The sequence below is a fragment of the Hydrogenophaga crocea genome (assembly GCF_011388215.1).
GTDB classification, from domain to species: Bacteria; Pseudomonadota; Gammaproteobacteria; order Burkholderiales; family Burkholderiaceae_C; genus Hydrogenophaga; species Hydrogenophaga crocea.
On record NZ_CP049989.1, the window covers coordinates 2483875 to 2496508 of the forward strand.

At 69.5% G+C, this 12634-nt stretch carries 13 protein-coding genes; 9 read left to right on the top strand and 4 right to left on the bottom strand.

Annotated elements, in window-relative coordinates:
* The first annotated feature begins 26 nt into the window (after positions 1-26).
* From trxB to rpmG, 3 genes are all read left to right on the top strand, one after another.
* Positions 27-974 carry a thioredoxin-disulfide reductase gene (trxB, locus tag G9Q37_RS11700; protein WP_166227364.1) on the top strand — a complete coding sequence of 316 codons (948 nt, stop codon included), beginning with the start codon at positions 27-29 and terminating at the stop codon, positions 972-974.
* A 217-nt stretch (positions 975-1191) separates the two neighbouring features.
* Positions 1192-1425 (top strand): 50S ribosomal protein L28, encoded by a 234-nt coding sequence (rpmB, locus tag G9Q37_RS11705; RefSeq protein WP_166227365.1) that lies wholly within the window; start codon positions 1192-1194, stop codon positions 1423-1425.
* 11 nt (positions 1426-1436) lie between these two features.
* Complete coding sequence (gene rpmG / locus G9Q37_RS11710) at positions 1437-1607, top strand: 50S ribosomal protein L33 (protein WP_166227366.1); 171 nt, start codon at positions 1437-1439, stop codon at positions 1605-1607.
* An 87-nt stretch (positions 1608-1694) separates the two neighbouring features.
* On the opposite strand, the gene G9Q37_RS11715 is transcribed toward rpmG, so the two are convergent.
* Positions 1695-2921: a DesA family fatty acid desaturase gene (locus tag G9Q37_RS11715; protein WP_277345020.1), complete on the bottom strand. Its 1227-nt coding sequence runs from the start codon at positions 2919-2921 to the stop codon at positions 1695-1697.
* A 167-nt stretch (positions 2922-3088) separates the two neighbouring features.
* A complete protein-coding gene (locus tag G9Q37_RS11720) occupies positions 3089-4357 on the bottom strand; it encodes an RsmB/NOP family class I SAM-dependent RNA methyltransferase (protein ID WP_166227367.1) in 1269 nt (422 codons plus the stop codon).
* Between the two features lie 35 nt (positions 4358-4392).
* On the opposite strand from G9Q37_RS11720, the gene G9Q37_RS11725 reads away from it, so the two are divergent.
* From G9Q37_RS11725 to G9Q37_RS11735, 3 genes are all read left to right on the top strand, one after another.
* The gene (locus G9Q37_RS11725; RefSeq protein ID WP_166227368.1) at positions 4393-6012 is read left to right on the top strand and encodes a peptide chain release factor 3; all 1620 of its coding nucleotides are present in this window, start codon (positions 4393-4395) and stop codon (positions 6010-6012) included.
* Positions 6013-6025: 13 nt separating this feature from the next.
* Positions 6026-6835, top strand: a complete 810-nt coding sequence (locus G9Q37_RS11730) for an AraC family transcriptional regulator (RefSeq protein ID WP_240936376.1) — start codon at positions 6026-6028, stop codon at positions 6833-6835.
* 65 nt (positions 6836-6900) lie between these two features.
* A complete protein-coding gene (locus tag G9Q37_RS11735) occupies positions 6901-7515 on the top strand; it encodes a LysE family translocator (protein ID WP_166227369.1) in 615 nt (204 codons plus the stop codon).
* Positions 7516-7518: 3 nt separating this feature from the next.
* Here the strand turns inward: G9Q37_RS11735 and purN are convergent, their stop codons facing one another.
* Positions 7519-8115 carry a phosphoribosylglycinamide formyltransferase gene (gene purN / locus G9Q37_RS11740; protein ID WP_166227370.1) on the bottom strand — a complete coding sequence of 199 codons (597 nt, stop codon included), beginning with the start codon at positions 8113-8115 and terminating at the stop codon, positions 7519-7521.
* Positions 8116-8259: 144 nt separating this feature from the next.
* Between purN and G9Q37_RS11745 the strand changes: the two genes are divergently transcribed.
* Genes G9Q37_RS11745 through G9Q37_RS11755 form a run of 3 tightly spaced genes read left to right on the top strand, consistent with a single transcriptional unit; the run spans position 8260 to position 11946 of the window.
* Positions 8260-9441, top strand: a complete 1182-nt coding sequence (locus G9Q37_RS11745) for an acyl-CoA dehydrogenase family protein (protein ID WP_166227371.1) — start codon at positions 8260-8262, stop codon at positions 9439-9441.
* 16 nt (positions 9442-9457) lie between these two features.
* Positions 9458-10573: an acyl-CoA dehydrogenase family protein gene (locus G9Q37_RS11750; RefSeq protein WP_166227372.1), complete on the top strand. Its 1116-nt coding sequence runs from the start codon at positions 9458-9460 to the stop codon at positions 10571-10573.
* Positions 10573-11946, top strand: a complete 1374-nt coding sequence (locus G9Q37_RS11755) for an alpha/beta fold hydrolase (RefSeq protein WP_166227373.1) — start codon at positions 10573-10575, stop codon at positions 11944-11946. The genes G9Q37_RS11750 and G9Q37_RS11755 overlap by 1 nt, the downstream gene beginning before the upstream one ends.
* A 21-nt stretch (positions 11947-11967) precedes the next feature.
* Here G9Q37_RS11755 and G9Q37_RS11760 read toward each other — a convergent pair whose 3' ends face one another.
* The gene (locus G9Q37_RS11760) at positions 11968-12525 is read right to left on the bottom strand and encodes an HNH endonuclease (RefSeq protein WP_166227374.1); all 558 of its coding nucleotides are present in this window, start codon (positions 12523-12525) and stop codon (positions 11968-11970) included.
* Positions 12526-12634 lie beyond the last annotated feature (109 nt).

Below are 12634 nucleotides of genomic sequence, written 5' to 3' on the forward strand. Positions count from 1 at the left end.
CTCGTTTCTCGATGGGGCCACGCACCATGAAACACGCGAAAGTCTTGATTCTCGGCTCGGGTCCGGCCGGCTACACCGCGGCGGTCTACGCCGCGCGCGCCAACCTGAACCCCGTGCTCATCACGGGCATCGCCCAGGGTGGTCAGCTCATGACCACGACCGAGGTCGACAACTGGCCCGCCGATGTGCACGGCGTGCAGGGCCCCGAGTTGATGCAGCGCTTCCAGCAGCACGCCGAGCGCTTCAAGACCGAGATCGTCTTCGACCACATCAACAAGGTCGACTTCTCCAAGCGCCCCTTCACGCTCACGGGCGACAGCGGCACCTACACCTGCGACGCGCTGATCCTGGCCACCGGCGCCTCGGCCCAGTACCTGGGCCTGCCGTCCGAAGAAGCCTTCATGGGCAAGGGCGTGAGCGCCTGCGCCACCTGCGACGGCTTCTTCTACCGCGGCCAGACCACCTGCGTGATCGGCGGCGGCAACACCGCCGTCGAAGAGGCGCTGTACCTCTCGAACATCGCGAGCAAGGTCTACCTGGTGCACCGCCGCGACAAGTTCCGCGCCGAGCCGATCCTCGTGGACAAGGTGATGGAGAAGGTCAAGGAAGGCAAGATCGAACTCAAGCTGTTCAAGACCCTCGACGAGGTGCTGGGCGACGACACCGGCGTGACCGGCATCCGCCTCAAGGACACCCAGACCGGCGCCACCGAAGACCTGAAGCTGCAGGGCTGCTTCATCGCGATCGGCCACCGTCCCAACACCGAGATCTTCCAGGGCCAGCTCGAGATGAAGGACGGCTACATCGTCACGAAGTCCGGCCTCAACGGCATGGCCACCATGACCAGCGTGCCCGGCATCTTCGCGGCCGGCGACGTGCAGGACCACATCTACCGCCAGGCCATCACCAGCGCCGGCACCGGCTGCATGGCCGCGCTCGACGCCCAGCGGTTCCTGGAGCAGCAGGCGGGCTGATCCCGCCGCCCGCGCCCCGTCCGGCCCCCGGGCGTGACAGCCGGGAGCCGGCATGGGTATAATTGCGGGCTTTGCTGAATGTCCGGCCTCGGCCGGTCAAACCGCGATCCCCCGGGTTACCGCCACCCTTTATCTGGCGAGGTGAGGCTGGACGCCAGTCGCAGGATGCTCCTGCGGCCCGCTGCGAACAGCCGTGTGAATGGATCGGAGTGTCCTCATGGCACGCGTCTGCGACGTCACGGGCAAGAAGCCCCAGGTCGGGAACAACGTTTCCCACGCCAACAACAAAACCAAGCGCCGGTTCCTGCCGAACCTGCAATACCGCCGTTTCTGGGTCGAGAGCGAGAACCGCTGGGTTCGTCTGCGCGTGTCGGGCGCTGCCCTGCGCCTGATCGACAAGAAAGGCATCGACGTCGTGCTGGCCGATCTGCGTGCCAACGGCCAGGCTTAAGGAGAACCACCATGGCAACCAAAGGCGGTCGCGAAAAGATCAAGCTGGAGTCCACCGCGGGCACCGGCCACTTCTACACCACGAACAAGAACAAGAAGACCACGCCCGACAAGCTGCTCTTCAAGAAGTTCGACCCGGTCGCGCGCAAGCACGTCGAGTACAAGGAAGTGAAGCTGAAGTAATTCGGCCGAGCCCAACAAAAAAACCCGCTGTGAACACAGCGGGTTTTTTGTTGCCTTGAGCAAAGCGGCCCACGGGCCGCTTTGGCGTCAAGCGTGCGCCGAGCGCAGGCGGATCGAGAAGTCGCGCAGGGCCGCGATGCCGCTCTCTTCGGCGCGGTGGCACCAGGCCTGCAGGTCGGCCGCGAGCTGTTCGCGCGTGGCGTTGGTGCTCGACCACAGGGCGCGCAACTCCTCGCGCATGGTCACCATCTTGTCGAGCACCGGGTGCTCGGCGCGTGCCTGGGCCAGCTGCGGCTTGACCGACTGCGGCACCTTGTCGTCGTCGCGGTGCAGCCAGCGCTTGGCGGCCTTGAGCACCGAGGCGTCGGCCTGGCGGGCCTTGAGCGCGGCGATCTCGGTCTTGCAGGCCTCGCGCATCTCGCGCGCATAACCGGCCATGACCTCGTAACGGTTGGCGATGATGGCCTCGAGCGTCTTCTCGTCGGCCACCGGTTTCACGGCGCCGAACGCCATCTTGGGCGGCAGCTTCTTCGCCTTGGCCAGGCCCACCGCCTGCAGGATGCTGATGTACATCCAGCCGATGTCGAACTCGTAGGGCTTGACCGAGAGCTTGGCCGAGGTCGGGTAGGTGTGGTGGTTGTTGTGCAGCTCTTCGCCGCCAATGATGATGCCCCAGGGCGAGATGTTGGTGCTCGCGTCCGTGGCCTCGAAGTTGCGGTAGCCCCACCAGTGGCCGATGCCGTTGATGATGCCGGCGGCCGTGATCGGGATCCAGGCCATTTGCAGCGCCCAGACCGCCAGGCCCAGCGCACCGAACAGCAGCACGTCGAGGATCAGCATGAGGCTCACGCCCAGCGCCGAGTAGCGGCTGTAGACGTTGCGCTCGATCCAGTCGTTGGGCGTGTTGTGGCCGTAGCGTTCCAGCGTTTCGGTGTTCTTGGCTTCGGCGCGGTACAGCTCGGCGCCTTCGTAGAACACCTTCTTGATGCCGAAGATGTGCGGGCTGTGCGGGTCACCCTCGTGCTCGCACTTGGCGTGGTGCTTGCGGTGGATGGCGGTCCACTCCTTGGTGACCATGCCGGTGGTCATCCAGAGCCAGAAGCGGAAGAAGTGCGATGCGATCGGGTGCAGGTCGAGCGCGCGGTGCGCCGAATGGCGGTGCAGGTAGATCGTCACGCTGGCGATGGTGATGTGCGTGAGCACCAGGGCCACGATCAGCACTTGCCACCAGGCCAGGCCCAACAGGCCATCGGCGAGCAAAGCCACGGCGCCATCGAAAAAGGCAGACAGAGAGCCGGTAACGGAAGGATTCATCAAGGTCCAATCAGGACTGCCCGAACACACAACGCAGGAACGTCCGCGCGCCCGGGGCAGGCAGGCGCGACAGCCGGGATTTTAGGTGGGGGGGGTGGCCCCGACCAAGCCCTTTGGCCCGTATAGGCCCCGGAACTGGGCGGAAGTTCAGGGCCAATTGATCCCGATCAAGCTTTTTTCCGCCAGACGGCAGCGAAAAAGCCGTCGGTGCCGTGCCGGTGGGGCCACAGGCGCAGAAAGCGCCCACCCTCGCCGGCGCACAGGGATTCGGCCCCGGACACCTTGGCCGCCTGGAGCAGGCCCGCGACCGCTTCGGGCTCGAAATCCGGGTGGGCCTGACCGAAGGCCTCGGCCACCGCCTCGTTCTCGTCGACCAGCAGGCTGCAGGTCGCGTACACCAGCCGCCCGCCGGGTTTGAGCAGGCGCGCGGCGCTGGTCAGGATGGCCTGCTGCAACGCGGCCTGCGCCGCGACGGTCTGCGGCGTCTGGCGCCATTTGAGGTCGGGGCTGCGGCGCAGCGTGCCCAGGCCCGAACACGGCGCGTCCACCAGCACGCGGTCGATCTTGCCGGCCAGCCGCTTGATGCGCTCGTCGCGCTCGTGCGCGATGGCCACCGGGTGCACGTTGGACAGGCCGCTGCGCGCCAGCCGCGGCTTGAGGCCGTCGAGGCGGTGCGCCGACGTGTCGAAGGCATAGAGGCGGCCGCTGTTGCGCATGGCCGCACCGATGGCGAGCGTCTTGCCGCCCGCGCCGGCACAGAAGTCGACCACCATCTCGCCGCGCCTGGCGTCGAGCAGCAGGGCCAGCAGTTGCGAGCCCTCGTCCTGCACCTCGACCTCGCCGTTCGCGAACGCGGGCACCTTGGCCAGCGTCGGCTTGCCCTGCAGCCGGATGCCCAGCGGCGAATGCGGCGTGGCCTCGGCCTTGAGGCCCGCTTCACGCAGCGCGGCGAGTGCGGCCTCGCGCTTGGTCTTGAGCAGGTTCACGCGCAGATCGAGCGGCGCGGGCTCGAGCAGCGCCGCCGCCAGCGCGTCGAAGCCCTCACCCACCTGGGCGCGCAGCGCCTCGGCCAGCCATTCGGGCAGGTTGTGGCGGTGCGGCGCGAGCCATTCGTCTTCGCGCACCTTGGCGCAGGCGTCGAGCCAGACTTTCTCGGGCTCGCTCAGCGCGCTCTTGAGAAAGTCGCGGTCGCCCGGAAAGCCCAGGATCGCCAGCCGGCGCCACTTGGAGCCGCTGCCCGAGCGCGCGAGCCATTCAAACTTCAGCCGCTCGCGCAACGCGGCGTACACGGTGTCGGACAGGGTGGCGCGTTCGCGCGGGCCGAGCGAGCGGTTCTCGCGAAAGTGGCGTGCCACCACGGCATCGGCCGGGTGGTCGAAACGGAACACGGCCTCGACCAGGGCCGCGGATTCATCGAGCAGGGCTTTGGGGTGCATGGGGGCTATTGTCCCAGCCTCGATAATCCCGGCCTATGTCTGAGATCCAGGAACAGGTCCGGCGCCGCCGCACCTTCGCCATCATTTCCCACCCCGACGCGGGCAAGACCACCCTCACCGAGAAGCTGCTGCTGTTCTCGGGCGCCATCAACATCGCGGGCAGCGTGAAGGCGCGCAAGGCGGCGCGCCACGCCACCAGCGACTGGATGGAGATCGAAAAGCAGCGCGGCATTTCCGTCGCCTCCAGCGTGATGCAGATGGAATACCGCGACTGCGTGATCAACCTGCTCGACACGCCCGGTCACCAGGACTTCTCCGAAGACACCTACCGCGTGCTCACCGCGGTCGACGCCGCGCTGATGGTGATCGACGCCGCCAACGGCGTGGAGCCGCAGACGCGGCGGCTGCTGCAGGTCTGCCGCGCGCGCAACACACCCATCATCACCTTCATCAACAAGATGGACCGCGAGGTGCAGGCCCCGCTGGACCTGATGGACGAGATCGAGCGCGAGCTCGGCATGACGGTGGTGCCCTTCACCTGGCCGGTGGGCATGGGCAAGACCTTCCGCGGTGTGTACGACCGCCGCGCCGACCGCATGCGCGTCTTCACGGCCGGCGAAGACACCCGCGGCGGCGATGAAGAGGTGCTCGAAGGCCTGGACAACCCCGAGACGGCGCAGCGCTTCGGCAGCGAGTTCGCGCAGGCCAAGGACGAACTCGAACTCGTGGCCGGCGCTTCGCCCGCGTTCGAGGAACAGGCCTTCCTGGCCGGCCACCAGACGCCCATGCTGTTCGGCTCGGCGGTCAACAACTTCGGCGTGCGCGAGGTGCTCGACGCGCTGGTGGACCTGGCCCCGCCGCCCGGCCCGCGCGCCGCCATGCAGCGCACGGTGGAGCCCGACGAACGCAAGTTCAGCGGCGTCGTGTTCAAGATCCAGGCCAACATGGACCCGGCGCACCGCGACCGCATCGCCTTCGTGCGCGTGGCCAGCGGCCACTTCGAGCGCGGCATGCGGCTCAAGGTCGTGCGCAGCGGCAAGGAGCTGCGGCCCAACACCGTGGTGAGCTTCCTCTCGCAGCGCCGCGAGCTGCTCGACGAAGCCTTTGCGGGCGACATCATCGGCATTCCCAACCACGGCGTGCTGCAGCTCGGCGACACGCTCACCGAGGGCGAGGCGCTGCAGTACACCGGCCTGCCCTTCTTCGCGCCCGAGATCATCCGCAGCGTGGAGGTGGCCGACCCGCTGCGCAGCAAGCAGTTGCGCGCCGGCCTCACGCAGCTCGGCGAAGAGGGCGCGATCCAGGTGTTCCGCCCGGTGGCCGGCAGCGTGCTGCTGCTCGGGGCCGTGGGCCAGCTGCAGTTCGAGGTGGTGGCGCACCGGCTCGAGCACGAGTACGGCGTGAAGGCGCGCATCACGGGCAGCTCGTACAACGTGGCGCGCTGGGTCACCTGCGCGCCCGAAGACGGCGGCGAGCAGGAGCTCAAGCGCTTCATCGACGCCAACGCCCACCGCGTGGCGCTGGACGCGGTGGACGCGCCCACCGTGCTGCTCGATCACATGGCCACGCTGCGTGCGGTCGAAGCCAACTGGCCCAAGATCAAGTTCCACGCCATGCGCGAGCACGCGGGCCTGGTGTTCGCCAAGTCGATGTGACGTGAAGAGCACGGTGCACCACGCCGCCCTCTGGCGCGCCCCGCTGCCCGGGGTCCACGCCGTGCTCATGCGGTCCGACCGCGGCTTCGGCCGCCACTGGCACGACAGCCACGGCTTCGGCGTGATGGAACAGGGCGCGCACCGCTCGGCCAGCGGCCGCGGCCCGGTGCTGGCCTCGGCGGGCCAGATCGTCACCGTCAACCCGGGCGAGGTGCACGACGGCCAACCGCTCGACGGCCAGGCGCGGCACTGGCGCATGGTGCACCTGGCGCCCGCGCAGATGGCCGCGCTGGTCGGGTGCGAGAACCTCGAATTCACCCGGCCGGTGCTCGATGACCCGCCGCTGCGCCACGCCATCGAGCACCTGTTCCACGTCTGGGCCGCGCTGCCTGCCAACGGCGGCGTCGCGGCGGCCAGCGCCTGGGAAGAAGCCCTGGCGCAGGCCGCCGGACTGCTGCTGCAGCGCCACGGTCACCGGCGGCTGGCCGACGACACCGGTGCACCGCTCGCGCGGGTGTGCGAGTGCCTGCTCGACCGCCTCGACGACCCGCCCACGCTCGGCGAGCTCGCGGCGCTCGCGGGCCTGTCGCGCTTTCAGCTGGTGCGCCAGTTCGCGCGCGCCCACGGCCTGCCGCCTTTCGCCTGGTTGCAGCAGCACCGGTTGCGCCGCGCACGCGGCCTGATCGCCAGCGGCCTGCCGCTGAGCGAGGCCGCGCAGGCCTGCGGCTATGCGGACCAGAGCCACCTGCACCGCCACTTCGTGCGCAGCCTGGGCTTCACGCCGGGCGCGTGGCAGCGCGCCAGCGGCCGGCCGCTGCAATAAGGTTCAAGACCGGCGCTGCGGCCCGCGTCAGCATGCGGGCCTTGCCCCATGCCGGAGAACCGCCCTTGATCAGCCTCGAATTCCTGCTCACCTGCGCGGTGGTGGTGGTCACGCCCGGCGCGGGCGTGCTCTACACCGTGTCCACCGGCCTGTCGCAAGGCCGCGCCGCCAGTGCCTGGGCCGCGCTGGGATGTACCCTGGGCATCGTGCCGCACATGGCCGCCACCGCGCTCGGCCTGGCCGCGGTGATGCACGCGGGCGCCCTCGCCTTCCAGGTGCTCAAGGCGGCCGGCGTGCTCTACCTGCTCTACCTGGCCTGGGCCACCTGGCGCGACACATCGGCCTTCGGCGCCGACGCCGCGGGCCGGGCGCGCCCCGTGCGCGAACTCGTGGGCAAGGGTGTGCTGCTCAACCTGCTCAACCCCAAGCTCACGCTGTTCTTCCTGGCCTTTTTGCCGCAGTTCATCGACCCGGCCGCCCGCGCGCCCATGGCGCAGTTCGGTGCCCTGAGCGCGGTGTTCATGGCCATGACGCTCGTGGTGTTCGTGGGCTACGGCGCGCTGGCGCACGGCTTTCGCCAACGCGTCATCGCCTCGCACGCGGTGCAGAACCGCCTGCGCCGCGGCTTTGCGGCGGCCTTCGCCCTGATGGCCGCGCGGCTCGCGGCCAGCGAGCGCTGAACCTCAGCCCGCCGCGAGCAGCCGCTCCACCGCGCGCGGGTAGATCAGGTGCTCCTGCGTGAGCACGCGCGCGGCCAGGGCCTCGGGCGTGTCGCCGGGCAGCACCGGCACCACGGCCTGTTCCAGGTACTCGCCGTGGTCGAGCTCGGCGGTCACGCGGTGCACCGTGGCGCCCGCGAAGCGGCAACCCGTCTCGATCGCGCGCTGGTGCGTCTTCAGGCCCGGGAAGGCCGGCAGCAGGCTGGGGTGGATGTTGAGCAGCCGCCCCTCGTAGTGCCGCACGAAGCCCGGCGTGAGGATGCGCATGAAGCCCGCGAGCAGCACCAGCGCGGGCCGGTGGGCGTCGATCGCGGCCATCAGCGCGGCGTCGAAGGCCTCGCGGTCGGCGTGCTGCTGGTGGTCGACCACCGCGGTGGCCAGGCCCTGCTCGCGCGCCCAGGCCAGGCCGGCCGCGCCGGGCCGGTTGCTCACCACCGCCACCACACCGGCGCCGAAGCGCGCGGCCCAGCGCCCGTGGCGCGCGGCCTCCACCAGGGCGGCCATGTTCGAGCCACTGCCCGAAATGAGGATGACGATCGGACGGGCAAGCGGCGCAGGCATGGGCCGGGAGTGTAATGAGGCGGCCGACCGGAACACTCGGCTTGTCGCCGCCTGGACAGCCCAAAAACGAACGGTCGTGCGAAACTGATCCGGATTGCCCAACCCGCCGTCCCGCCGCAGCGCGGGCCTTGAAGGAGACACGACATGGACCTGGCTTTCACGCCGGAAGAACAGGCGTTTCGCGAACAGATCCGCACCTGGGTGCGCGACAACCTGCCCGCCGACATCAGTCACAAGGTGCACAACGCGCTGCGCCTGTCGCGCGACGACATGCAGCGCTGGGCCAAGATCCTCGGCAAGAAGGGCTGGCTCGGTTATGGCTGGCCCAAGGAATTCGGCGGGCCGGGCTGGAACGCGGTGCAGAAGCACCTGTTCGAAGAGGAATGCGCGCTGGCCGGCGCGCCGCGCATCGTGCCCTTCGGCCCGGTGATGGTGGCGCCCGTGATCATGGCCTTCGGCAACAAGGCGCAGCAGGAGCGCTTCCTGCCCGGCATCGCCAGCGGCGAGGTCTGGTGGAGCCAGGGTTACAGCGAGCCCGGCTCGGGCTCCGACCTCGCCTCGCTCAAGACCCGCGCCGAGCGCAAGGGCGACAAGTACATCGTCAACGGCCAGAAGACCTGGACCACGCTGGGCCAGTACGGCGACTGGATGTTCAACCTCGTGCGCACCAGCACCGAAGGCAAGCCGCAGACCGGTATCTCCTTCCTGCTGCTCGACATGAAGTCCAAGGGCGTCACGGTGCGCCCGATCAAGCTGCTCGACGGCGAGTGCGAGGTCAACGAGGTCTTCTTCGACAACGTCGAGGTGCCGGCCGAGAACCTGATCGGCGAAGAGAACAAGGGCTGGACCTACGCCAAGCACCTGCTCAGCCACGAGCGCACCAACATCGCCGACGTCAACCGCGCCAAGCGCGAGCTCGAGCGCCTCAAGCGCATCGCCAAGACCGAGGGCGTGTGGGACGACGTCCGCTTCCGGGACCAGATCGCGCTGCTCGAGGTCGACATCGTGGCGCTCGAAATGCTGGTGCTGCGCGTGCTCTCGGCCGAGAAATCGGGCAAGAACTCGCTCGACATCGCGGGCCTGCTCAAGATCCGCGGCAGCGAGATCCAGCAGCGCTACAGCGAACTCATGATGCTGGCCGCCGGCCCCTACAGCCTGCCCTTCATCCACGAGGCCATGGAAGCCGGCTGGCAGGGCGACTTCCCGGGCGGCGTGCTGGCCAATGCGCCGCTCGCCTCGACCTACTTCAACATGCGCAAGACCACGATCTACGGCGGCTCCAACGAGGTGCAACGCAACATCGTGGCCCAGACCGTGCTCGGCTGACCAGGAGACGAACAACATGGACTTCGATTTTTCCGACGACCAGATCGCCCTGCGCGACGCCGTGCAGAAGTGGGTGGAAAAGGGCTACGGTTTCGAGCGCCGCCGTGCCATCGTGGCCGCGGGCGGCTTCGACCGCGGCGCCTACGGCGAACTCGCCGAGCTGGGCCTGGCCGGCCTCTACGTGGACGAGGCCCACGGCGGCCTGGGCATGGGCCCGGTGGAGGCCATGGTGGTGATGGAAGAACTGGGCCGCGGCATGGTGCTCGAGCCGCTGGCGCAGACGCTGATCACCAGCGGCGTGATCGGGGCCTACGGCGCCGACGATGTGAAAGCCGCCTGGCTTCACAGGATCGCGGGCGGCGAGGCCCTGGTGGTGCTGGCCCACCAGGAGCGCGGCGCGCGCTACCGGCTCGACCGCGTGGCCGCCACCGCGAGCAGCACGGGCAGCGCCTGGAGCGTGACGGGCCACAAGCACCTGGTGCCCGCGGCCGACCAGGCCCAGGCCTTCCTGGTGCCGGCCGTGGCCAACGGCAAGACCGCCCTGTTCCTGGTGGAAGCCGGCGCCAGCGGCGTGCGCACCACGGGCCATCCCACGCAGGACGGCGCGCGCGCGGGCGACCTGGTGCTGGACAAGGCCCCCGCGGTGCTCGTGAGCGCCAACGGCCAGGCCGCGCTCGAACACGCGGTGGACATCGGCATCGCCGCCACCTGCGCCGAGGCCGTGGGCCTGATGGACGCGACCCTGGCGATCACCGCCGACTACCTGAACACGCGCAAGCAGTTCGGCGTGCCGATCGCGAGCTTCCAGGCCCTGCGCCACCGCGCGGCCGACATGAAGATGCAGCTCGAACTCGCGCGCTCCATGAGCTACTACGCGAGCCTCAAGCTCAACGCGCCGGCCGACGAGCGCCGTGCCGCGATGGCGCGCGCCAAGGTGCAGCTCGGCCAGTCCATGCGCTTCGTGGGTCAGCAGGCGGTGCAACTGCACGGCGGCATCGGCGTGACCGACGAGTACATCGTGAGCCACTGCTTCAAGCGGCTCACCCAAATGGAAATGACGTTCGGCGACACCCTGCACCACCTGGGCGAGGTCTCGGCCCGCATGCAGGACACCGCGGGCGTGTTCGCCTGATGCAGCGCCGCCTCGCCCTCTCGCTGCTCGCCAGCGCCGCCCTGCTCGGCGCCTGCGCGCACCCGCCCGCGGGCACCGATCGGCCACCCGTGGTCTTCGTGCACGGCAACGGCGATTCGGCCTCGATCTGGCAGACCACCGTGTGGCGCTTCGAGTCCAACGGCTGGCCGCGCGAGCGGCTGCACGCCATCGACCTGCCCTACCCGCTGGCGCGCGACGACGACGCCAAGCCCCAGCCCGGGCGCAGCTCCACCGCCGAGCACATGGCCTTCCTGAAGGCCGAGGTCGAGCGCGTGCTGCAGCGCACCGGCGCGAAGCAGGTGGTGCTGGTGGCCAATTCGCGCGGCGGCTATGCGGTGCGCAACTACGTTCAGAACGGCGGCGGGGCGGCCACGGTGAGCCACGCCGTCCTGGGCGGCACGCCCAACCACGGCGTGTGGGCCATCCCGGGCTTTCGCGAAGGCAACGAGTTCTCGGGCACCGGCCCCTTCCTGCGCGCGCTCAACGCGCCCAAGAATGCCGCGGGCGACGAGGTGAGCGGGCCGGTGCAGTGGCTGACCCTCCGCTCGGACAACAACGACAAGTTCGCCCAGCCCGACGGCCTGTGGATCGGCGCCCGTGGCACGGCCACGAACGTGGGCTTCGACGGCCCCGCGCTCAAGGGCGCGACCAACGTGGTGCTGCCGCGCGTGGACCACCGCGAGACCTCGTTCTCGCCCGCCGCCTTCGAGGCCACCTACCGCTTCATCACCGGCCGCGCGCCGCAGACCACCGAGGCGGTGGCGGCGGGGCCGGTGGTGCTCGACGGACACCTCACCGGCCTGGGCCTCACGCCCACCGATCCGGCCTCGGGCAACTACGCCAACAACCTGCCGCTGCCCGGCGCGCAGATCGAGGTGTACGCGGTCGACCCCGCCACGGGCGAGCGCCGCGGCGCCGCGCTGCACCGCAAGACCGTGGGCGCCGACGGCCGCTGGGGCCCGTTCACCGCGCCCGCGGGCACGCCGCTGGAGTTCGTGCTCAGTGCCGCGGGCTACGCCACCACGCACATCTACCGCAGCCCGTTCCCGCGCAGCAGTGCGCTGATCCACCTGCGCGCCGAGCGCCTGGCCGACGCCGACAAGACCGCGGCCTCGGTGCTCACGCTCACCCGGCCGCGCGGCTACTTCGACCTCGCGCGCGACCGCATGGCGCTGGACGGCCGGCCGCTGCCGGGCGTGGGACCGGGCGGCGCGGGGGTGTCGAGCGCCAAGCTCGTGTTGCGCGAGACCGGCGTGCGCGCCGTGACGGCCGAATTCAATGGCGAGCGGCTGGTCGGTCGCAGCTGGCCAGCGGCCGAGAACCGCGTGGTGGTGCTGGAACTGACGAACTGAGCCGCCCGGCGCCGCAAGGCGCTAGGCGTGCAGCCGCGAGCTCTTGGGCAGGTGGGCCATCAGGAACTCCATCTGGTCCGCCAGGATGCGGCGGTTGCGCAGGATGAAGTCCTCCCACAGGCTGGGCACATACGGTGCGTACAGCAGCGGCATGTGGGCCTGCTCGGGCGTCTTGTTGCCCTTGCGGTGGTTGCACGACTTGCAGGCCGTGACCACGTTCATCCACAGGTCGCGCCCGTTCTGCGCCAGCGGCACGATGTGCTCGCGCGTGAGCTCGTCTTCGTGGAAGTGGTCGCCGCAGTAGGCGCAGACGTTGCGGTCGCGCGCGAACAGCTTCTGGTTGGTGAGCGTGGGCCGCAGGTCGAAGGGGTTGATGCGTGGCACGCCGTGGGTGCCGATGATGGAGTTGATCCGCACGATCGACTGCCGGCCCGTGATGGCGTTGTGCCCACCGTGGAAGACCGCGATCTCGGCGCCCATTTCCCAGCGCACCTCGTCGGCCGCGTAGTGCAACACGGCTTCCTCGAGGCTGATCCAGGACTGCGGCAGTCCCTGGGCGGAGAGCTTCAAGACCTTCAAAACGGGCTCCTTCACACGGTCGAGACACTGGAAGAACCCGGTACCGCACGGTCACATGGACCCGGCCCCGGGGCCTGCGTTTTCGTGTGCCAATATAACAACCTTCCAC

Bases quoted from the DNA above. Each gene is read 5' to 3' on its own strand.
- trxB (WP_166227364.1), top strand. From the start codon at position 27: ATGAAACACGCGAAAGTCTTGATTCTCGGCTCGGGTCCGGCCGGCTAC.
- rpmB (WP_166227365.1), top strand. From the start codon at position 1,192: ATGGCACGCGTCTGCGACGTCACGGGCAAGAAGCCCCAGGTCGGGAAC.
- rpmG (WP_166227366.1), top strand. From the start codon at position 1,437: ATGGCAACCAAAGGCGGTCGCGAAAAGATCAAGCTGGAGTCCACCGCG.
- G9Q37_RS11715 (WP_277345020.1), bottom strand. From the start codon at position 2,921: ATGAATCCTTCCGTTACCGGCTCTCTGTCTGCCTTTTTCGATGGCGCC.
- G9Q37_RS11720 (WP_166227367.1), bottom strand. From the start codon at position 4,357: ATGCACCCCAAAGCCCTGCTCGATGAATCCGCGGCCCTGGTCGAGGCC.
- G9Q37_RS11725 (WP_166227368.1), top strand. From the start codon at position 4,393: ATGTCTGAGATCCAGGAACAGGTCCGGCGCCGCCGCACCTTCGCCATC.
- purN (WP_166227370.1), bottom strand. From the start codon at position 8,115: ATGCCTGCGCCGCTTGCCCGTCCGATCGTCATCCTCATTTCGGGCAGT.
- G9Q37_RS11745 (WP_166227371.1), top strand. From the start codon at position 8,260: ATGGACCTGGCTTTCACGCCGGAAGAACAGGCGTTTCGCGAACAGATC.
- G9Q37_RS11750 (WP_166227372.1), top strand. From the start codon at position 9,458: ATGGACTTCGATTTTTCCGACGACCAGATCGCCCTGCGCGACGCCGTG.
- G9Q37_RS11755 (WP_166227373.1), top strand. From the start codon at position 10,573: ATGCAGCGCCGCCTCGCCCTCTCGCTGCTCGCCAGCGCCGCCCTGCTC.